This window comes from Nocardioides guangzhouensis (assembly GCF_004519545.1).
Taxonomy (GTDB): domain Bacteria; phylum Actinomycetota; class Actinomycetes; order Propionibacteriales; family Nocardioidaceae; genus Nocardioides; species Nocardioides guangzhouensis.
In genome coordinates this window covers 45404-65209 of the sequence record NZ_SDKM01000002.1, presented here as the reverse complement: position 1 = coordinate 65209, position 19806 = coordinate 45404, and the positions used below count along the sequence as shown (strand labels likewise).

At 72.6% G+C, this 19806-nt stretch carries 17 protein-coding genes; 8 read left to right on the top strand and 9 right to left on the bottom strand.

The annotated features are described in order from the left end of the window. Positions 1 to 98 precede the first annotated feature (98 nt). Positions 99 to 782, bottom strand: coding sequence for an alpha/beta fold hydrolase (locus tag EKO23_RS01660; protein WP_134713422.1), 684 nt, complete (start codon positions 780 to 782; stop codon positions 99 to 101). 1 nt (position 783) lies between these two features. Then, positions 784 to 1641, bottom strand: coding sequence for a DinB family protein (locus EKO23_RS01655; RefSeq protein WP_134713420.1), 858 nt, complete (start codon positions 1639 to 1641; stop codon positions 784 to 786). A gap of 71 nt (positions 1642 to 1712) precedes the next feature. On the opposite strand from EKO23_RS01655, the gene EKO23_RS01650 reads away from it, so the two are divergent. Further along, complete coding sequence (locus EKO23_RS01650) at positions 1713 to 2675, top strand: helix-turn-helix transcriptional regulator (protein WP_134713418.1); 963 nt, start codon at positions 1713 to 1715, stop codon at positions 2673 to 2675. Between the two features lie 105 nt (positions 2676 to 2780). On the opposite strand, the gene treZ is transcribed toward EKO23_RS01650, so the two are convergent. Genes treZ through glgX form a run of 3 tightly spaced genes read right to left on the bottom strand, consistent with a single transcriptional unit; the run spans position 2781 to position 9141 of the window. Next, positions 2781 to 4526, bottom strand: a complete 1746-nt coding sequence (gene treZ / locus EKO23_RS01645; RefSeq protein ID WP_134713416.1) for a malto-oligosyltrehalose trehalohydrolase — start codon at positions 4524 to 4526, stop codon at positions 2781 to 2783. Further along, positions 4523 to 6928 carry a malto-oligosyltrehalose synthase gene (treY, locus tag EKO23_RS01640; protein ID WP_134713414.1) on the bottom strand — a complete coding sequence of 802 codons (2406 nt, stop codon included), beginning with the start codon at positions 6926 to 6928 and terminating at the stop codon, positions 4523 to 4525. Before treY ends, treZ begins: the two co-directional genes overlap by 4 nt. A gap of 2 nt (positions 6929 to 6930) precedes the next feature. Then, positions 6931 to 9141, bottom strand: a complete 2211-nt coding sequence (gene glgX, locus EKO23_RS01635; RefSeq protein WP_134713412.1) for a glycogen debranching protein GlgX — start codon at positions 9139 to 9141, stop codon at positions 6931 to 6933. A gap of 140 nt (positions 9142 to 9281) precedes the next feature. Here glgX and EKO23_RS01630 point away from each other — a divergent pair, with 140 nt between their 5' ends. The 3 genes from EKO23_RS01630 (at position 9282) to EKO23_RS01620 (ending at position 11540) form a co-directional block, all read left to right on the top strand. Further along, entirely contained in the window at positions 9282 to 10427 is a 1146-nt protein-coding gene (locus tag EKO23_RS01630; RefSeq protein ID WP_134713410.1) for an acyl-CoA dehydrogenase family protein, read from the top strand. Between the two features lie 97 nt (positions 10428 to 10524). Next, entirely contained in the window at positions 10525 to 11091 is a 567-nt protein-coding gene (gene thpR, locus EKO23_RS01625) for an RNA 2',3'-cyclic phosphodiesterase (protein ID WP_134713408.1), read from the top strand. After that, positions 11088 to 11540, top strand: a complete 453-nt coding sequence (locus tag EKO23_RS01620) for a hypothetical protein (protein WP_134713406.1) — start codon at positions 11088 to 11090, stop codon at positions 11538 to 11540. Before thpR ends, EKO23_RS01620 begins: the two co-directional genes overlap by 4 nt. A 29-nt stretch (positions 11541 to 11569) precedes the next feature. Here the strand turns inward: EKO23_RS01620 and EKO23_RS01615 are convergent, their stop codons facing one another. Then, a complete protein-coding gene (locus tag EKO23_RS01615) occupies positions 11570 to 13657 on the bottom strand; it encodes an elongation factor G-like protein EF-G2 (protein ID WP_134713404.1) in 2088 nt (695 codons plus the stop codon). A 76-nt stretch (positions 13658 to 13733) separates the two neighbouring features. On the opposite strand from EKO23_RS01615, the gene EKO23_RS01610 reads away from it, so the two are divergent. Together EKO23_RS01610 and EKO23_RS01605 are read left to right on the top strand one after the other, a co-directional pair. Continuing rightward, the gene (locus EKO23_RS01610) at positions 13734 to 14369 is read left to right on the top strand and encodes an NADPH-dependent F420 reductase (protein WP_134713402.1); all 636 of its coding nucleotides are present in this window, start codon (positions 13734 to 13736) and stop codon (positions 14367 to 14369) included. 60 nt (positions 14370 to 14429) lie between these two features. Beyond that, on the top strand, positions 14430 to 15047 hold the full coding sequence (locus EKO23_RS01605; protein ID WP_134713400.1) for an ACT domain-containing protein: 618 nt from the start codon (positions 14430 to 14432) through the stop codon (positions 15045 to 15047). Positions 15048 to 15322: 275 nt separating this feature from the next. Here EKO23_RS01605 and EKO23_RS01600 read toward each other — a convergent pair whose 3' ends face one another. Both EKO23_RS01600 and EKO23_RS01595 read right to left on the bottom strand, forming a co-directional pair. Then, a complete protein-coding gene (locus tag EKO23_RS01600; protein WP_134713398.1) occupies positions 15323 to 15766 on the bottom strand; it encodes a nitroreductase family deazaflavin-dependent oxidoreductase in 444 nt (147 codons plus the stop codon). Between the two features lie 23 nt (positions 15767 to 15789). After that, positions 15790 to 17079: an MFS transporter gene (locus EKO23_RS01595; protein WP_246050846.1), complete on the bottom strand. Its 1290-nt coding sequence runs from the start codon at positions 17077 to 17079 to the stop codon at positions 15790 to 15792. A gap of 82 nt (positions 17080 to 17161) precedes the next feature. On the opposite strand from EKO23_RS01595, the gene EKO23_RS01590 reads away from it, so the two are divergent. Next, positions 17162 to 18118 (top strand): 1,4-dihydroxy-2-naphthoyl-CoA synthase, encoded by a 957-nt coding sequence (locus EKO23_RS01590; protein WP_134713394.1) that lies wholly within the window; start codon positions 17162 to 17164, stop codon positions 18116 to 18118. Between the two features lie 146 nt (positions 18119 to 18264). On the opposite strand, the gene EKO23_RS01585 is transcribed toward EKO23_RS01590, so the two are convergent. Then, positions 18265 to 18933, bottom strand: coding sequence for a class I SAM-dependent methyltransferase (locus EKO23_RS01585; RefSeq protein ID WP_217702404.1), 669 nt, complete (start codon positions 18931 to 18933; stop codon positions 18265 to 18267). A 111-nt stretch (positions 18934 to 19044) separates the two neighbouring features. Between EKO23_RS01585 and cobB the strand changes: the two genes are divergently transcribed. After that, the gene (gene cobB / locus EKO23_RS01580; protein WP_134713392.1) at positions 19045 to 19752 is read left to right on the top strand and encodes a Sir2 family NAD+-dependent deacetylase; all 708 of its coding nucleotides are present in this window, start codon (positions 19045 to 19047) and stop codon (positions 19750 to 19752) included. The last annotated feature ends 54 nt before the right edge of the window (positions 19753 to 19806 follow it).

The window sequence follows — 19806 nt, the reverse complement described above, 5'->3', positions numbered from 1 at the left end:
GGCGGTGGTTTCGAGACGCTCGCTGGCGCTCGCTCCTCAACCACCGGTCGGGCGCAAGAGCTGGCCGCTCGACGCGCGAGAGGTGGCCGTTCGGCAGGTCAGGTGGTGGCGGCGTCGGCGAGCAGGCGGGCGAGCTCGGCGGGCCTGGTGAACATCGGCCAGTGGCCGGAGTCGAGGTCGACCAGGTCGACGTGCTTCGCCTTGGCGAGCTCGGGCAGGTCGCCGGCGTCGATCCAGGCCCGGGCCTCGGCAGGGGAGTACTCCGGGCAGACCATGGTGACGGGGACGTCGTACCGCCGGTCGTCGGAGTAGGTGACGGTGGCGGTGGCGACTCCCTCGGGCACGGGGATGGCGCCGTCGGCCATGCGCGCGCGGGCGTCGGCGTCGAGGTCGGCGGCGTCGGGTCCCTCGAACGTCTCCCAGCCGGGGAAGGCCATCGCGCCGTCGACCATCGGGAAGAACGCGGCGTACGCCTCCCCGGGGGTCGACGGGAAGCCGCCGATGAGGACGACCGAGGCGACCTTGTCCGGGCGGGCGTCCGCCGCCAGCCACGCCAGCGTGCAGGCGGCGGAGTGACCGACCACGGTCACCCGGTCGGGGGCGGCGTCGACGGCGGCCACCACCGCAGCGACCTGGTCGTCGAGGGTCGCGGACGACGAGCCGTCGCCCTGGCCGGGCAGGGTCAGCGGCACCGGTCGGTGGCCGAGCCCCTCGAGCGCCGGTGAGACGTCGTCCCAGGCGGACCCGTCCAGCCAGAGTCCGGCGATCAGCACCATGTCCATGTCAGTTCTCCTCCTGCGGTTCGGTCGGGCCCTGCGGCTCGGTCGGGCCCTGCGGCTGGGTCGGACGTTCCAGGGCGGTCAGGTCGCGCTCGGCGTACAGCCTGTGCTCCCACTCCTCGTTGAGGACGACGCGGAGGGCCTCCTCCACGGTGACGACCTCGCCCTCGGGTGGCCAGCCGGGTCCGGCGCACGACTTCTCCGCGGCCAGCTCCTCGTCGGTGAGCGACGCGAGCACCTCGCGGACGGTCGCCTGCCGTGCTGCGCGGACGGCCAGCACCTCGTCGAGCGACGGGCGTGCCTCGCGGTCCCACGGGACGCCGTCCCACCCGGGGGCGTCGTCCCAGGGCAGGTCGAGCGGGTGCCACGGGGACGGGTCGCCGAGGACCAGGCGGTTCACCCAGGCCGCGTCGGCGAAGTTGAGGTGGCGCAGCGTCTGGACGAACGACCACTCGTCGTCGACGCCGCGGTGCAGGTCGTCGGACGAGAACGTGCGGGCCCGCTCGACGGTGCCCGCCCACAGGCGCTCGAGGATCGCCCACGCCGCCCGGAAGCCGTCGCTGTCGCGCGGGCGCATCCTCGCCCGGTCCGGCATGCGCCGGTCCAGCTCGGCCTCGACGAACGGCACCACGTCGACCCCGTTGACCGTGACCTTGCGCAGCTCACCGTAGATGTCGAGGTCCACCACCTCCACCCCGCGGAGCACGGTCCCGTCGAGCAGCGCGCCGCGGACCCGCGTGCCGGTCAGGTCGACCACGTCGAGCCGGGCGTCGTTGAGGCGCACCTGCCGGAACGTCGCCTTCCGCAGGCTGACCCGCTCGAAGGTCGCCCCGCTGAGGTCCTGCTCGATGAACTCGGTCATAAGGGCCACGCTAGGGGTGGTTCCGGACGAACCGCTTCCGGTTCGTGTCCCGACCTCCTACCCTTGCCCGCGTGCCAGCCGAGGTCAGCCCCACCGCCCGGGCACTGCGCGCGCTCGAGATCCTGCAGACCCGGCCCGGCGCCACCGCTGACGAGCTGGCCACCCGGCTCGGCGTGACCGAGCGGGCCGCGCGGCGGTACGTCGGCATCCTGCGCGAGGCGGGCATCCCCATCGAGTCCCTGCGCGGCCCGTACGGCGGGTACCGACTGGGTCGCGGCACCCGGCTGCCGCCGGTCATGTTCACCCAGTCCGAGGCGTTGGGCCTGGTGATGGCGGTGCTCGACGGCCAGCCGGAGGCCGCGGACGCAGACGACCTGGTGGGGTCCGCCCTGGCCAAGGTGATCCGGGCCCTGCCGGAGAGCGTCGGCGCGCAGGCGGCGGCGCTGCGGACCCACGCGTCGGCCACGCCGGACCGCTACTCCGCTCGCCCGGACCCCGCCACGACGAGCGCGCTGGTCGCCGCGGCCGCGACCGGGCGCCGGGTGCGGGTGTCCTACCGCAGCGCGTCCGGCCGCGAGTGGGAGACCGAGGTGGATCCCTGGGCGGTGGTGGTCCGGCACGGCCGCTGGTACCTCCTGTGCCACTCCCTGTCCGCAGAGGCCACCCGGACCTACCGGATCGACCGGATCGGCAGCGCCGAGCAGACCGGCGACGCCTTCGTCCCGCCCGCGGGGCTCGACCCGGTGGCCGCGCTGGAGGAGAACCTCGGGATCGGCTGGGAGTTCACGACCCGGGTCGCCTTCGACGCGCCGTACGACGAGGTGGCGCCGTGGGTCCCGCGCACCATGGGCCGGCTCGAGGAGGCGGACGAGGGCTGCGTGCTGGTGGGCAGCACCAGCAACCCGCAGATGTACGCCGAGGAGTGGCTGCCCCGGGTCCCGTTCCCGTTCCGGATCGAGGGCGGGCCGGAGCTGCGGTCCGCGATGGCGGCACTGGTGGCCCGGCTGGCCGAGTCGATCGAGGGCGACGGGTGATCGCGGTGACCCGGCACATCTTGTGCCGACTCGCCGGGGCGATGGGGCGGTGACCCGGCACATCTTGTGCCGACTCACCGGGAGGCGTCCGAGACCGGCGTGGAATCAGGCGAGGAGCGCGCCGGCGTGCGGACCGAGCCGGAGCGTGTCCTCGGTGAGCGCGACGGACGGTCCGGTCGCGAACAGCAGCTCCTCGTGGGTCACCGGCAGGTCGACGGCACCGTCACCGACGTTGACCACCACCAGCAGGTCGCCCCGGGCCATCGTGAACACGCCCCGGTCCTCGTCGGCCGTGCAGGCGACCGAGGCGAACGACGGGTCGGTGAGCTCCGGTCGCTCGCGGCGCAGCTCCGCCAGCCGGCGGTACGTCGCGAGCAGCCGGGCGCCGCGCCCCGAACCGGCCTCCGACCAGTCGAGCTTCGAGCGCGCGAACGTCGCGGGGTCCTGCGGGTCGGGCACCTCGGCGGGGTCCCAGCCCATCCGCTCGAACTCGGCGATCCGACCCTCCGCAGTGGCCCGACCGAGGTCCTCCTCGGGGTGCGAGGTGAAGAACTGGAACGGTGTCGAGGCGGCGAACTCCTCGCCCTGGAACAGCATCGGCGTGAACGGGCCGGCGAGTGTGAGCAGCGCGGCACAGCCGAGCTGGTCGTCGTCGAGCACCTCGGTGAGCCGGTCGCCGCGGGCCCGGTTGCCGATCTGGTCGTGGTTCTGGCTGCACACCACCAGCCGCCAGGTCGGCATCGCCGCGGTGTCGATCGGCACGCCGTGGTCGCGGCCCCGGAACGAGGAGAAGGTGCCGTCGTGGAAGAAGCCGCGCTCGCACACCTTCGCCAGCGCGCAGAGCGGCTCGAAGTCCGCGTAGTAGCCGTCTGTCTCGCGGGTCAGCGCCACGTGCACCGCGTGGTGGAAGTCGTCGCTCCACTGCGCGTCGAGGCCGTAGCCGCCGGCCTCGCGCGGGGTGACCAGCCGCGGGTCGTTGAGGTCGGACTCGGCGATCAGCGTGAGCGGGCGGCCGACGTGTGCCGACGCTGCTGCCACCTCGACCGCGAGCTCCTCGAGCAGGTGGGTCGCGGACTCGTCCGACAGCGCGTGCACGGCGTCGAGCCGCAACCCGTCGACGTGGAGGTCGCGCAGGAACATCAGCGCGTTGTCGAGGACGTAGCGCCGGACCTCCGCCGACCCCTCGTCGTCGAGGTTGACCAGGTCGCCCCACGTGTTCCGGCCCTGCTTGAGGTACGGCCCGAACCGGGGCAGGTAGTTGCCGGACGGCCCGAGGTGGTTGTGGACGACGTCCTGGATCACGCCCAGCCCGGCGGCGTGGCAGGCGTCGACGAAGCGCTGGTACGCCGCCGGGCCGCCGTACTCCTCGTGCACGGCGAACCAGAGCACCCCGTCGTAGCCCCAGTTGTGGGTCCCGTTGAACGCGTTGACCGGCATCAGCTCGACGAAGTCGACGCCGATCGACCGCAGGTGTCCGAGCCGGGTGGCCGCGGCGTCGAGGGTGCCCTCGGGGGTGAAGGTGCCGAGGTGCAGCTCGTAGACCACCGCACCTGCCAGCTGGCGGCCGGTCCAGGCACCGTCCTGCCAGGCGTGCGCCGACGGGTCGAAGCGGCGGGAGCGCCCGTGCACCCCGCGCGGCTGCCGGCGTGACCGCGGGTCGGGGACCGGGTGCTCGTCGTCGTCGAGGAGGTAGCCGTAGTCCAGGTCGGCGCCTCCGGGCAGCGGACCGTCGGGCGTCCACCAGCCGTCGTCGCCGCGGGTCATCGGGACCACGGCGTCGCCGATGGCGAGCCGCACGCGCTCGGGGAACGGCGCCCACACGTCGTACGGGCCGCGGGCTGGGCGGCTCACCGCCCGTCCTCCGCGAGCAGCGCGACCGGGAGGTCGGCGAGCAGGTCGGACAGGCGCACGGCTCCGCTGAAGCGCCGCCCGCTCACCTGCTCGGTCCAGGACCCGTCGGGCAGCCGGAGCACGGCGTCGCCCCACCCGCCGCGGGCGGCCAGCCCGACCGGCAGCCGGGTGACCACCGTGACCGCACCACCCCGGTCGAAGGCGAGCGCGTGGTCGGCGGCGGCACCCTCGGCCGCGAGGGGTGCGTACGTCGTGAACAGGTCGGGGCGGTCGCGTCGCAGCCGGAGCGCGGCCGCGGTGACCGCGAGCTTGGCGGCGCCGGGGTCGTCGAGGCCGGCCGGCGGTCGGTGCGTGGCCTCGGCCAGCAGCCGGGCGCGCAGGTCGAAGTCGACCGGCCGACGGTTGTCGGGGTCGACCAGGCTCTGCTCCCAGAGCTCGCTGCCCTGGTAGACGTCGGGCACCCCGGGCAGGGTCAGCGCCAGCAGCTTCGCGGACAGCGCGTTGGTCCACCCCGGGTCGGCCAGCCGGGACGCGGTCGCGGTGACCAGGTCGCGCACACGCGGGTGGTCGAAGGCCGCGTCGACCGCCGCGTGGACGGCGGTCTCGTAGGTCTCGTCCGGGTCGGTCCAGGTGGTCCGGTCCCCGGCCTCGCGCATCGCCTTCTCGGCGTACGCGTGCAGCCGGTCGCGCAGGTCCACAGGCGGTCCGCCGTCGACGCTCGCGGGCCAGGCCCCCACCACCGCCTGCCAGAGCAGGTTGCCGAAGCCCGGGTCCGGCACCGGCGCCGCGGCCAGCAGCCCGTCGAGCGTCTCCGACCACAGGTCGGGGAGCTCGGCGAGCACGGTGATCCGGGCCCGGACGTCCTCGCCGCGTTTGGTGTCGTGCGTCGAGAGCGTGGTCATCGCGTCGGGCCACTCGTGCTGACGCAGCCCCGCCCAGGCGTGGAACGCGGCCGGGTCGACCGAGAACACCGACGGGTCGCCACCCACCTCGGTCAGCGAGGTGAGCCGCGACCAGCGGTAGAACGCACAGTCCTCGACGCCCTTGGCCATCACCATCCCGCTGGTCTGCTGGAAGCGCTGCGCGGGCGGCGACGTCGGGTCGGCGAGCACCGGCAGGAGCGCGTCGTACGCCGCCGCGAGGTCGGGGCGCCACGTGCGGGCCGACGCGAACGCCTGGTCGAGGTGCTCGCGCCCCTCGGGCAGGTAGGAGCGGTAGACCGGGAAGCAGGCGAGCAGCTCGGCGACCGCGTCCGCCACGTCGTCGAACCGCAGCCCGGACCGGACCCGGCGCACCTCGCGGGTGATCCGCCGGACCTCCGACTGCAGGATGCCGTCGGCGACCGCGCGCTTGGTCCCGTGCACCATCGCCGCCCAGTCGACCGGGCCGCCGCGCAGCCTGGTCTCCAGCGCGTCCAGCGGTGCCTCGCCGGCCGGGTCGGTGAGCACCCGGTCGACGTACGCCAGCGCGTCGTAGCCGGTGGTGCCCTCCGTCGACCACGACGGCGGCAGCTCCTCCATCTCGGGGGCTGACGAGTCGGGGGACGAGGCGTCTCGAAGCTCGAGGATCTTCTCGACCAGCACGTAGGCCCCACCGGTGAGGTCGGCCAGGTCCGCGAGGTAGCCCCCGGGGTCGCGCAACCCGTCGGGGTGGTCGACCCGGAGTCCGTCGACCAGGCCCTCGTCGAACCACCGCTTGATCTCGACGTGGGAGTCGGCGAACACCGCGGGGTCCTCGACCCGGACCGCGGCCAGCGTGTTGACCGCGAAGAACCGGCGGTAGTTGAGCCCCTCGTCGGCGACGTGCCAGTTGACCAGCTCGTAGTGCTGGCGGGCGTGCACGGTGTCGGCGTCCGCCCCGTCGTCGGCGCTGCCGGGCGCCAGCGGGAAGCGGTGGTCGTGGTAGTGCAGCTCGTCGTCGGCGACGGTCAGGTGCGCGATCGGACCGCCGGGCTCGGGCTGGTCGTCGTCGCCGACCACCGGGATCCGGATCCGCCCGTCGCCGACCGCCCAGTCCACGTCGAACGCCTGCGCGTGCTCGCTGGCCCGGCCGTGCCGGAGCACGTCCCACCACCACGGGTCCTCGTGCGGGGTGGCCACGCCGACGTGGTTGGGCACGATGTCGACAAGCACGCCGAGCCCGAGCCGGCGGGCCTCCGCGGACAGGGCCGCCAGCCCTTCTGCTCCGCCGCGCGAGGCGTCGACGTGGTCGTGGGCCACCACGTCGTACCCGTGGGTGCTGCCCGGCTCGGCGGCCAGCAGCGGGGAGAGGTAGACCCAGTCGGCGCCGAGGTCGTGCAGGTAGGGCAGCAGCCGCGCCGCTGCGAACAGGTCGAGGTCCTCGGTGACCTGGAGGCGGTACGTGCTGGTCGGCTTCCTCGGGACCCTCCGCTGCTCCGGCACGGTCAGCCCTTCCCGCCCTTCGTCGTACGTCGCCCGCTGGCGGACCCGTTCCCGCCGGAAGCGTGCGCCACGGACGCCGCCACGGAGTGGTCGGGCTCGGCGACCGGCGCGACGTGCTCGCGCAGCACCAGCAGCGACCGGGTCTCGATGTCGAACGTCGACCCGGCCTTGCGGGTGGTGGCCCGGTCGGCATTCCCGCCGGTGTCGACCACGACGTCCCAGGCCGCGGCGTACTCCTCCGGAGGCAGGGTGACGGTGGCCGGGCCGTCGGCGTTGAAGTAGAGCAGGAAGTGGTCGTCGGTGACGGTCTCCCCGCGCGGGCCCTTGCCGGCGATGCCGTGGCCGTTGAGGTACATCCCGATCGCCTGCGCCGCGCCGTCCCAGTCGTCGTCGTCCATCGGCCGTCCGTCGAGGTGCAGCCAGACGATGTCGTTGAGCCGGTCGCCCTCGGTGCCGTCGCTGACCCGGACGCTGGTGCCGGTGAAGAACCGCTTGCGGCGGAACGTCGGGTGGTCGCGGCGCAGCCGGGCGACGGCGGCGGTGAACTCGACCAGCGGCTCGTCGACCTCGTCCCAGTGGATCCAGCTCAGCTCGGAGTCCTGGGCGTAGGTGTTGTTGTTGCCCTGCTGGGTGCGGCCGAGCTCGTCGCCGTGCAGCAGCATCGGGACGCCCTGGCTGAGCAGCAGGGTGGCGATGAAGTTGCGCTGGGCACGGGCCCGCATCGCGAGGATCTCGGGGTCGTCGGTCGGCCCCTCGGCGCCGTGGTTCCAGGACCGGTTGTGGCTCTCGCCGTCGTTGTTGTCCTCGCCGTTCGCGTCGTTGTGCTTCTCGTTGTAGGACACGAGGTCGCGCAGCGTGAAGCCGTCGTGCGCGGTGACGAAGTTGATGCTGGCGAACGGCCGGCGGCCGGAGTGCTCGTAGAGGTCGGAGGAGCCGGCGATGCGGCTGGCGAACTCGCCCAGCGACGGCTCGCCGCGCCAGAAGTCGCGGACGGTGTCGCGGTACTTGCCGTTCCACTCGGTCCACTGCGGCGGGAAGCCGCCGACCTGGTAGCCACCGGGCCCGATGTCCCACGGCTCCGCGATCAGCTTCACCTGGCTGACCACCGGGTCCTGCTGCACGAGCTCGAAGAACGTCGAGAGCCGGTCGACGTCGTAGAACTCGCGGGCCAGCGTCGCGGCGAGGTCGAACCGGAAGCCGTCGACGTGCATCTCGGTCACCCAGTAGCGCAGCGAGTCCATGATCAGCTGCAGCGAGTGCGGCTGCCGCACGTTGAGGCTGTTCCCGGTGCCGGTGTAGTCCATGTAGTAGCGCTGGTCGTCCTCGACCAGCCGGTAGTACGCCGGGTTGTCGATGCCCTTGAAGCTCAGCGTCGGCCCGAGGTGGTTGCCCTCGGCGGTGTGGTTGTAGACCACGTCGAGGATCACCTCGATGCCCGCGGAGTGCAGCGCCTGGACCATCGACTTGAACTCCTGCACCTGCTGGCCGCGCTCGCCGGTGGCGGCGTACGGGGCGTGCGGGGCGAAGAAGCCCAGCGTGTTGTAGCCCCAGTAGTTGCGCAGGCCCTTCTCGAGCAGGGTGCTGTCCTGCACGAACGCGTGCACCGGCATCAGCTCGATCGCGGTGACCCCGAGCTTCCGGAGGTGCTCGACGATCGACGGGTGCGCCAGCGCGGCGTACGTCCCGCGCAGCTCCTCGGGGACGTCCGGGTGCAGCGCGGTGAGCCCCTTGACGTGCGCCTCGTAGATCACGGTCTCGTTGTAGGGGACCTCGGGGCGCCGGTCACCCTCCCAGTCGAAGAACGGGTTGATCACCACGCCGTGCACCATGTGCGCGGCGGAGTCGTCGTCGTTGCGGCTGTCGGGGTCGCCGAAGTCGTAGCCGAACAGCGACTGGTCCCAGTCGATCTCGCCGGCGGTCGCCTTGGCGTAGGGGTCCAGCAGCAGCTTGTTCGGGTTGCAGCGCAGGCCGCGCTCGGGGTCCCAGGGACCGTGCACGCGGTAGCCGTAGCGCTGGCCGGACTGGACCTGTGGCAGGTAGCAGTGCCAGACGAACGCGTCGACCTCGGTGACCTCGATCCGGGTCTCGGTGCCGTCCTCGTCGAACAGGCACAGCTCGACACGCTCGGCCACCTCGCTGAACAGGGCGAAGTTGGTGCCCCGCCCGTCGAACGTGGCGCCGAGCGGGTAGGCCTCTCCGGGCCATACCTCCATCGCTGAACCTCTTCTCACGACCCCGGGCTGATGGTTTGAACGATCCAAGCACAGGTACCCACCCGTCGGGGCGGGGATGCGTGACCGGGAGGCAACGATCACATTTCGGCGGCGGTTACCGGTGAGTAAGATGCGGCGGTATGAAGCGCACGCTGTACGACGCCGACCACGAGTCGTTCCGCTCCTCCGTCCGGGAGTTCCTCGAGCGCCAGGTGATCCCGCACCTCGACGCGTACGCCGAGGCGAAGGCGATCCCGCGCGACTTCTGGATCGAGGCCGGCAAGCAGGGCTTCCTCGGCCTCGAGGTCCCCGAGCAGTACGGCGGCTCCGAGGCCGGCGACTACCGCTTCAACGCGGTGCTCACCGAGGAGCTGGCGAAGGTCAACATGGCGCTCCCGTCCTGCCTCGGCATCCACGCCGACATCGTGGCGCCGTACCTCGTGCACCTGACCACCGACGAGCAGAAGCAGCGCTGGCTCCCCGGCTTCTGCTCCGGTGAGCTGCTGACCGCGATCGGCATGACCGAGCCGTCCGGCGGCTCCGACCTGGCCGCGCTCAAGACCACCGCGGTCAAGGACGGCGACGACTGGGTCCTCAACGGCTCCAAGACCTTCATCACCAACGGCTACTCCGCCGACCTGGTGCTGGTCGCGGCCCGGACCTCGCCGGAGAAGAAGGCCCGTGGCATCACCCTGTTCGCGGTCGAGTCGACCCGCGAGGGCTTCTCCCGCGGCCGCAAGCTCGACAAGGTCGGCCAGGACGAGTCCGACACCGCCGAGCTGAGCTTCACGGACGTCCGCGTGCCGTCGGAGAACATCGTCGGCGAGCTCGACCACGGCTTCATCCACATGATGACGTGGCTGCCGCAGGAGCGGCTCGGCTCCGCGGTCACCAACCTCGCGCACGCCCGGCAGATCTTGGACGAGACGCTCGCTTACACCAAGGACCGCAAGGCGTTCGGCCAGTCGATCGGCCAGTTCCAGCACAACAAGTTCCTGCTCGCCGACCTGTTCACCCGGGTCGAGGTGACCCAGGCGTACGTCGACCAGTGCGTCGCCGCGCACGCCGAGGGCGACCTCACCCCGATCGACGCCGCCAAGGCCAAGTGGTGGACCGCCCAGGTGCAGAGCGAGGTGCTCGACCACTGCGTCCAGCTGCACGGCGGCTACGGCTTCATGAACGAGTACCGCGTCGCCCGCGCCTGGCGGGACGCCCGGGTCACCAAGATCTGGGCCGGCTCGAACGAGATCATGAAGGAGCTGATCGGGCGGGACCTGGGGCTGTAGGTCGGCCGCAGGATTCCCCCGTGGACCGGGGAATCCTGCGCTTGACGGGCAGAATTCCGGCCGACAAGTGCCAGAACTGCCCGTCAAGATGGGGCGCATGAGGCTCTTCGTGGCGGTGATCCCACCGGAGCGCGTGGTCGAGGACCTCGACGCGTTCCTGGCGCCGCGGCGGGAGGCGGGGCCGTTCCGGTGGACGCTGCCGGAGCAGTGGCACCTGACCCTGGCGTTCATGCCGGACGTGGAGGAGCGGCGGCTCGACGACCTCCTCGAGCGGCTGGCGCGGGCGGCCAAGCGACGTACGGCGTTCGACCTGCAGGTCCGCGGCGGGGGCGCGTTCCCCAACGCAGCAAGGGCGCGCGTGCTGTGGGCCGGCGTCGACGGCGACGACACCGCGCGCACCGAGCTGTCCCGGCTGGCCACGGGCGCGCGAGCGGCGGCGAGCAAGGCGGGGGCCGAGCCGGAGGGCGGGAAGTTCCGCGCCCACCTCACCCTGGCCCGGCTCGGACGCCCTGCGGAGGCAAGCAACTGGGTCCGCCTGCTCGAGGGGTACGCCGGCCCGGAGTGGCGGGTGGACGAGCTCGCGCTGGTCGCGTCGTACCTCGGTGAAGGACCGCGCAAACGGCCGCGCTACGAGGTGCTGGGGACCAATATGCTCGCGCGATGACCAGTGCACCCATGACGGACTCGGTGACCGGCGGGCTCTACTGGCGACGAGGACGGATCCGCGGCGGCTGCGTGCCCGTGATCCTGCACCTCGAGCACGGCCGGGTCACCCTGAGCACACCGGAGAGGACGGTCGTCGACTCCGCACCCGGCGACGTCGAGGTCTCCCGCAGCCGCGGCAGCCTCGTGCTCCGCAACGGCGGCCGGCGCTACGTCCTCTCCGGCAGCGGCTCCCCACCGTCCCTGACCTTCAGCAACAGCCAGGTCGAGCGGCTCCGGTCCGCGCTCGCCGCCGGCCACCAGGTGTGGGTGCTCGACACCGCCAGCGACACGAGGCTCGGCTACGGCGTGGCGCGCGACGTCCCCGGCGCGGACGGGCACGCGAAGCCCGGCGAGCTCGCCGAGCGCTGGTGCACGCTGCTCACCGACCGCGGCGCCCGCCGCGGCTGACCGACCGGCCCGACCGGGTCGGAAACGACTCAGGACCGCGGCGCCACCTGGCGGGCGAGGTCCTCGGCCATCGGTTCGTACTCCGCGAACGTCCGCGTGAACGTGCCCGCGCCGTGCGTCGACGAGCGCAGGTCGATGGCGTAGCGGACCAGCTCGGTCTGCGGCACCACCGCGCGTACGACGGTGCGGTCGTCGCCGAGCTTGTCGGTGCCGCTCAGCCGACCCCGGCGCGAGGAGACGTCGCTCATCACCTCGCCGACGAGGTCGTCCTGCACCACGACCGCGATCTCGTCGTACGGCTCGAGCATCACCACGCCCGCGCTCTCGGCGGCCTCGCGCAGGGCGAGCGCGCCGGCGGCCTGGAACGCCATGTCCGAGCTGTCGACGCTGTGGGCCTTGCCGTCGAGCAGGGTCACGCGGAGGTCGACCACCGGGTAGCCGTTGCGCACCCCACGCTGCATCTGCGCGATCACGCCCTTCTCCACCGACGGGATGAACTGGCGGGGTACGGCGCCTCCGACGACCTTGTCGAGGAACTCCAGCCCCGAGCCCGGCGGGAGCGGCTCGACCTCGATGTCGCACACGGCGTACTGACCGTGCCCGCCGGACTGCTTGACGTGGCGTCCCTTGCCGCGCGCCTTCCCGGCAAAGGTCTCCCGCAGCGGGATGACGAGCTCGCGCTGCTCGACGGTGACGCCGTACCGCCGGGACAGCCGGTCGAGCGCCACCTCGACGTGCGCCTCGCCGAGCACCCACAGCACCACCTGCTGGGTCTCGGGGTTGCGCTCGACCCGCAGGCTCGGGTCCTCGGCGGCGAGCCGGGTGAGCGCGGATGACATCTTGTCCTCGTCGGAGCGGGTGGCCGCCTCGACCGCGACCGGCAGCTGCGGGTCGGGCATCGACCACGGCTTGAGCACTCGCGGGTCGTCCGGGTCCGAGAGGGTGTCGCCGGTCTCGGCGGTGGTCAGCCGGCTGACGCTGCCGATGTCACCGGCCACCAGCTTCGAGGCGTTGACCAGCGCGTTGCCGAACGGGAACGAGAGCGCGCCCGACCGCTCGTCGGCGTCGTGGTCCTCGTGGCCGCTCTCCTCGCCGAAGAACGACGAGAAGTGGCCGGAGACGTGCAGTGGCTGGTCGGGCTGGAGGGTGCCGGAGAAGACCCGGACGATGCTGACCCGGCCGACGTACGGGTCGCTCGTGGTCTTCACCACCTCGGCCACCAGCGGCCCGGCCGGGTCGGCGGAGATCGCGGCGGCCGGCGCTCCCGAGGGTAGGAACACCTCGGGCGAGGGGTGCTCGTGCGGCGGCGGGAAGCCGGACACCACGAGGTCGAGCAGCTCGGTGCAGCCGACGCCGCTGGTCGCGCAGGCGGGCACCACCGGGTGGAAGGAGCCCTTGGCCATCGCGGTCTCGAGGTCGGCGACCAGGGTCTTCTCGGTGACCTCCTCGCCGCCGAGGTACCGGTCCATCAGGCCCTCGTCCTCGGACTCCTCGATGACCGCCTCGATCAGGGAGTCGCGACGGTCGTCGGTCGAGGACGGGTCGAGCAGGTGGTCGACCGCGGACACTGTGTCGCCGTCGCGGACCGGCACGAAGACCGGCATCACCTTGTCGCCGAACACCGCCTGGCAGGAGGCGACCACGCCGTCGTGGTCGGCGCGCGCGTGGTCGAGCTTGGTGACCACCACGGCGCGCGGCATCCCGACCTGGGCGCACTCGCGCCACAGGTGGCGGCTCGCGTCGTCGACGGACTCGTTGGCCGCGATCACGAACAGCGCGGCGTCAGCGGCACGCAGGCCGGCCCGCACCTCGCCGCCGAAGTCGGCGTACCCGGGGGTGTCGATCAGGTTGATCTTGACCCCTTGGTGCACCAGCGGCGCGACCGCGAGCGACACCGAGCGTTGGTGCTGCTGCTCGGGTTCCTCGTAGTCGGAGACGGTGGTGCCGTCGATCACCGAGCCAGCGCGGGAGATCGCGCCGGACGACGCGAGGAGGGCCTCCAGGAGGGAGGTCTTGCCGGATCCACTGGGCCCGACCAGCACGACGTTGCGAATCCGGTCGGGCCCGGGCGCTTCGAGGTCGTGCTGGGTGGCCTTCCTGCCGTTCTTGTCCGCCATGGGTCCACGAAACTCCTCCTCCCCGGTCTGCACAAGACCCGGGTGACCCTCGGGGCAGCGACCTAGCATCGGACACATGGAGATCGCGATCCTCGGCACCGGTGCCGTCGGCCGGGCCCTGGCCGGGGCGTTCACCCGGGCCGGGCACCACGTCGTGGTCGGCACCCGCGACCCTGCGACCACCCGGGAGCGGGAGGGGTTCCCGGCGGACCTCGAGCTCGCGACGTACGCCGACGCGGCTGCCGGCGCCGACGTCGCGGTCAACGCGACCAACGGTGACGGCAGCCTGCCGGCCGTGGCCGCCGCGAGCCCGGGCCTGGCCGGCAAGGTGCTGCTCGACACCTCGAACCCGCTCGACTTCAGCCACGGCTTCCCTCCGACACTCACCGTGAAGGACACCGACAGCCTGGCCGAGCAGCTCCAGCGCGCGCACCCGGACGTCCGTGTCGTCAAGGCCCTCAACACCTGCGCCAACGAGGTGATGGTCGATCCCGGCCGGATCGGCGACGGCGACACCACGGTGTTCGTCGCGGGCGACGACGCCGACGCCCGGGCCGTCGCACGGGGCCTGCTCGAGGAGCTCGGGTGGCGCGACGTCGTGGAGTTCGACGACCTGTCCGCAGCCCGTGGGCTGGAGATGTGGCTGCCTCTGTGGCTGCGGCTGATGGGGAAGTTCGGGCGCGCGGAGTTCAACCTCAAGATCGTCCGCTGACCCCACCCAGCCACCGGACAAGGCGGCAGTGGGGCGGGATCCGGGCGATATCGTCGTGTCATGCCCTTCCTCCTGCGCGTCGAGCTGCCGGACGTCCCCGGCTCGCTGGGCCGTGTCGCGACCGCGATCGGTGAGGCCGGCGGTGACATCGAGGCGATCGAGATCGTCGAGCACCGCCCGGACGGCAACGCCGTCGATGACGTGCTCCTGGAGACCTCGCCGGGCACCATGCCGGACTCGATCGTCTCGGCGTGCAACACGCTGGAGGGCGTGCGGGTGCTGTGGATCTCGCGGTACGCCGCGGGGGGCAACCTGTTCCTCGACCTCGAGGCCGTGGAGGAGCTCACCGCGCACCGCGCCGGTGCGGTGGACCGGCTGGTCGAGGTGCTGCCGCACACCTTCCGCGCGGACTGGGGTGCCCGGATCCGCCGCGAGGGCGACGACGCGAAGGTCGTGCACGCCACCACCGCCGCACCCGAGGCGCTGGCCTGGGTGGAGCTCGAGCGCCCCGCTCGCCTCGAGACCGGCGACGACAACGACGTGCTGGCCGCGGCCCCGCTCTCCAGCGACGAGGTCGTGGTCTTCGGCCGCCGCGGCGGGCCGGACGTGCTCGACAGCGAGCTGGCCCGGCTCGGTCACCTGGTCGCGCTGGCCGCCTCGATCGCCCGCAACGGCTGACCGCCCTGCCGGGCCCGCACGGTCGAGCGAGTGCTCGACCGCGTCCTCGACGAGGGACCGCACCACGGGAGCGACGGCACGGCCGGTGGGGGTGGGTGCCGTGCCCACGCGCTCGACCGTGGTGCGGGTGATCGGGGAAGGGAGCGCGGCGCGCGCCGGAGATCCGGCTGGTGGTGGGTGACCGAGGCCCCCGAGGTCTCCGCCATGACGCCGCTCCGAGAAAAACGGGTAGGTCTGCTTCCCACGATAGGCGTCTTCCGCCGGAAGACAAGGGGTCAGGCGCGCTCGAGCAGGAAGACGGGGATCTCCCGGTCGGTCTTCTGCTGGTAGTCGGCGTACGGCGCGTACTGCGCGACCGCCCGCTCCCACCACTCCGCACGCTCCGCGCCCTCGGCGAGCCGGGCGACGTACGTGTGCGGCTCGGGGCCGTCCTGGAGCTCGACCTTGGGATGGGACACGACGTTGAAGTACCAGCTCGGGTGCGCGGGTGCCCCGCCCTGCGAAGCGATCGCGGCGTAGACACCGTCGTGCTCGACCCTCATCACCGGGTTCTTGCGGAGCTTGCCGGACTTCGAGCCGACCGAGGTGATCACGACGATCGGCCAGTGGTCGATGCCGCGGAGGGTGTTGGCTTCGCGCCCGCCGGTCGCCTCGTAGCGCTCGACCTGGTCGCGGACCCACTGCTGCTTGCTCGGCTCGTACTCTCCCGTGAGTGCCATGGCGTCCACGGTACGTCGCCCGCTCAGGGCACCGAGCGGATCCGGGTCACGAGCACCGACCCGAGCACGCTGCACGCGAACGCCACCACGTACAGCACGAAGTAGCCGACCGAGAACGCCTCCCCGTCCGTGGTGACCCGACCGCCGGTGACGTGCACGATGCCCAGCACGACCGTGGCCAGGAACGGTGCGATCACCTGCGGCAGCGCGTTCGCGATGTTGATGACGCCGAGGTCCTTCCCGCGGGCCTCGGCACCCGGCAGCACCTGCGTGATCAGCGCGAAGTCGACCGAGGTGTAGATGCCGTAGCCGCAGCCGAGCAGCAGTGCCGCCACCAGCGCTCCCGGCCAGGTCTGGGTGCCGGCCAGCACCAGCCCGGCCGCGCCGGCGACCAGCCCGGACCAGATCACGAAGACCTTCCGCCGTCCGACCCGGTCGCTCCAGCCGCCGAAGACCACGGTCGTGGCGACCAGCGCGACGGCGTACAGCGCGGTCAGGACGAAGACGCCGTCCTCGGGGTCCGACAGCCCGACCGCGTCGTCGAGGTAGTAGAGCAGGTAGAGGGTGCCGAGCGCGTTGCCGAGGTTGACCAGCATCCGGGTCAGCCAGGCCCACGCGAAGTCGGGATGGGCCTGCGGCGAGATCCAGAAGCCGCGCAGGAAGCTGCCCCACGCGAACCGCGGCCGGAGCTCGGCGGGCAGCTCGAGGTCGCGGGAGTCGAGGCAGTAGGGCAGCGCCAGCACGACGAGCACGACCGCGGTGGTGGTGTAGCCGGCCGCGATGGAGCCGGTCGCCGAGGCGATGCCGACGCCGCCCACCACGCCGACCGTCTGCGCCACCGCGAGCAGGCCGCCGACCAGGCCGCGCCGGTCCACCGGAACCTGGTCCGGCACCGCGGCGGTCACCGCGGCCAGCATCGCGTTGAGGGCGGCCTGGGCGAGGCACCAGCCGAGCGCCATCACCGCCACCGAGTCGGCGACCGCGAGCAGCAGCAGCGCGGCCGCGCCCCCGAGCGCACCGCCGGCCACCCAGGGCAGACGGCGCCCGGCGGCCAGCGTGGTCCGGTCCGAGAACGCGCCGAACAGCGGGTTGCAGACCACCGAGGTGAACGCCCCCAGCCCGGTCACCAGCGAGAACACGAACTCCTTGTGCCCCGCGTCGATCGCCTCGGCCTGCTGGGCGAGCAGCACCTGGATCGGGCCGAAGAAGCCGGCCCAGAGCCCGATGCTCGCCAGGCACAGCGCGGCGACCCACCGGGCGGGCGGCGGTACGACGGGCTCGGCGAGGGCGGCGCCCGGCGCGGGTGCGGTCACGGGCACAGCATGGCGGTCGTCCGCCCCACGGGGGTGCAGACACCCTCGTGAGGCGGAGGACCGTGCCGGATAGCCTCTCGCCATGAGTGCGATCGAGGGTGTGTCCGAGGGGTTCGACGCCGCCGCCTGGCGCGACGTACCGGGCTTCGAGGACCTGACCGACCTGACCTACCACCGCGCGGTCGAGCACGGCACGGTCCGGATCGCGTTCGACCGCCCCGACGTGCTCAACGCGTTCCGCCCGCACACCGTCGACGAGCTGCTCCGGGTGCTCGAGCACGCGCGCACGTCGGCCGACGTCGGCTGCGTGCTGCTCACCGGCAACGGCCCCAGCGCGAAGAACGGCAAGTGGGCGTTCTGCACCGGCGGCGACCAGCGGATCCGGGGCCGGGCCGGCTACCAGTACGAGCTCGACTCCGTCGAGCCCCCCGACGCCGGCGCCGCCCCACAGAGCCGTCGAGAATTGGCGATCGACCGGGCGAAGCTGGCCCGGCTGCACATCCTGGAGTGCCAGCGGCTGATCCGGTTCATGCCCAAGGTCGTGGTCTGCCTGGTCAACGGCTGGGCCGCCGGCGGCGGGCACTCGCTGCACGTGGTCAGCGACCTCACCCTGGCCAGTGCCGAGCACGCGCGGTTCAAGCAGACCGACGCCGACGTCGGCTCCTTCGACGGCGGCTTCGGGTCGGCGTACCTCGCGCGGCAGGTGGGCCAGAAGTTCGCGCGCGAGATCTTCTTCCTCGGCGACGAGTACACCGCCGAGGACGCGCACCGCATGGGCATGGTCAACAGGGTGGTCCCGCATGCCGACCTCGAGGCCGAGGCGCTCGCGTGGGGCCGCAAGATCAACGGCAAGAGCCCGACCGCGCAGCGGATGCTGAAGTACTCCTTCAACCTCATCGACGACGGCCTGGTCGGCCAGCAGCTCTTCGCCGGGGAGACCACGCGCCTGGCCTACATGACCGACGAAGCGCAGGAGGGGCGCGACCAGTTCCTCGAGAAGCGCGACCCCGACTGGTCGCCGTACCCCTGGTACTACTGAGCGTCGAGGTCGTAGTGATTCCCCGGGCGTCCGGGGAATCCCTCCCCTGTCAGGCAAAGCATTCCCTGGCAGGGCATTGATTTCCCTGACCAGGTCCCGGTCGATGTCGCCGTCCTGGGGCGCCGCCCCACGGGCGCCGGGCGCTCCTACGTACGCCGCAGTACCAGCACAGCCTGGTCGTCCCGCTCGACGCCGGCGACCGGGGCGCGGTCGAGGCGGGCGACCTCGGTGAAGCCGTCGGCGGTGAAGCGGGCGGACAGGTCGTCGGGCTGCCGGTGGTGGCGGACCATGGTGACGTCGTACCCGAGGCGGCGGTAGCCCTCGCCGACCTCGCGCGGGCCGTGCCCGGTCTGGAAGGCGACGAGGAGGTGGCCGTCCGGGCGGAGCACACGCCGTGCCTCGCGGGAGACGGTGGGGAGCTTGCGGTCCGGGACGTGGATCGTCGAGTACCAGTAGAGGAGCCCGTCGAAGGTCGCGTCCCCGAACGGCAGCGCGGTGAGGGAGGCGACGCCGATCGGGATGTCGGGGTGGGCGTGTCGCGCGGCCCGGACCATCCCCGGCGACAGGTCGACGCCCTGGACCCGGCAGCCCCGGTCCGTCAGGAGCCCTGCCATCCGTCCGGCGCCGCAGCCGCCGTCCAGCACGTCGGGAGTCTCGCCCAGGAGCCCGACGAAGTGGTCGATCATCGCCACGTCCACCGGCTGCTCGGGCTCGGTCGACGGGAAGTGGGCGGCGTACGCGTCGGCGACGAGGTCGTAGGCGTCGCGCAGCCGTCGGCGCTCGTCGTCGTGGTCGGAGGGGTCGGCGGTGGGCACCGGGCCAGTATCCCGACCGTCCACTGGCGCGACCGACCAGCGGGCGCCCGTGCCGGCGCCGGCCAGGCGCTCAGTACCCTGCGGGCAGGCCGACGAGAGGTGGAGCGACGCATGAGGGTCGTGGTCCTGACCGGGGCGGGTGTCTCCGCCGAGAGCGGCGTCCCCACGTTCCGGGACGCCGACGGCCTGTGGGAGGGGCACCGGGTCGAGGACGTCGCCACCCCCGAGGCCTACGACTACCAGCCCTCGGTCGTGCACCGGTTCTACGACGCCCGGAGGGCGGCGCTGAGCGGCGTCGAGCCCAACCCGGCGCACCGGGCGCTGGCCCGGCTGGAGGACCTGCTCGGCGACGACTTCCTCCTGGTCACGCAGAACATCGACGACCTGCACGAGCGCGCCGGATCCGCGCGGGTGGTGCACATGCACGGCGAGCTGCTCTCCGCGCTGTGCCGCGGCTGCGGCCAGCGGATGCCGTGGGAGGGCGAGATGTCCGGCCACCCGCCCTGCCCGCGCTGCGGGGTCAGCGAACTGCGGCCGGACGTGGTCTGGTTCGGCGAGATCCCCTACGACATGGACCGGATCCTCGAGGCGCTGACCGAGGCCGAGCTCTTCGTGTCGATCGGTACGTCGGGCGTGGTCTACCCGGCCGCCGGCTTCGTGCACCAGGCGCGCATGCACGGCGCGCGTACCCTCGAGCTCAACCTCGAGCCCAGCGAGGGCGTGTCGATGTTCCACGAGTCGCGGCAAGGTCCGGCCGGCACCCTGGTCCCGGCCTGGGTCGAGGAGCTCCTGGCCCGGCTCGGCGGCGCGTTCGGCTGAGTGGTGACCCGCCGGTAGGTCTGGACACCGCCCGCGCCGGGGGCGTAGGAACGA

Coding starts and splice junctions, on each gene's coding strand:
- EKO23_RS01660 (WP_134713422.1), bottom strand. CDS start 782: ATGGACATGGTGCTGATCGCCGGACTCTGGCTGGACGGGTCCGCCTGG.
- EKO23_RS01655 (WP_134713420.1), bottom strand. CDS start 1,641: ATGACCGAGTTCATCGAGCAGGACCTCAGCGGGGCGACCTTCGAGCGG.
- glgX (WP_134713412.1), bottom strand. CDS start 9,141: ATGGAGGTATGGCCCGGAGAGGCCTACCCGCTCGGCGCCACGTTCGAC.
- EKO23_RS01630 (WP_134713410.1), top strand. CDS start 9,282: ATGAAGCGCACGCTGTACGACGCCGACCACGAGTCGTTCCGCTCCTCC.
- thpR (WP_134713408.1), top strand. CDS start 10,525: ATGAGGCTCTTCGTGGCGGTGATCCCACCGGAGCGCGTGGTCGAGGAC.
- EKO23_RS01620 (WP_134713406.1), top strand. CDS start 11,088: ATGACCAGTGCACCCATGACGGACTCGGTGACCGGCGGGCTCTACTGG.
- EKO23_RS01615 (WP_134713404.1), bottom strand. CDS start 13,657: ATGGCGGACAAGAACGGCAGGAAGGCCACCCAGCACGACCTCGAAGCG.
- EKO23_RS01610 (WP_134713402.1), top strand. CDS start 13,734: ATGGAGATCGCGATCCTCGGCACCGGTGCCGTCGGCCGGGCCCTGGCC.
- EKO23_RS01605 (WP_134713400.1), top strand. CDS start 14,430: ATGCCCTTCCTCCTGCGCGTCGAGCTGCCGGACGTCCCCGGCTCGCTG.
- EKO23_RS01600 (WP_134713398.1), bottom strand. CDS start 15,766: ATGGCACTCACGGGAGAGTACGAGCCGAGCAAGCAGCAGTGGGTCCGC.
- EKO23_RS01590 (WP_134713394.1), top strand. CDS start 17,162: ATGAGTGCGATCGAGGGTGTGTCCGAGGGGTTCGACGCCGCCGCCTGG.
- cobB (WP_134713392.1), top strand. CDS start 19,045: ATGAGGGTCGTGGTCCTGACCGGGGCGGGTGTCTCCGCCGAGAGCGGC.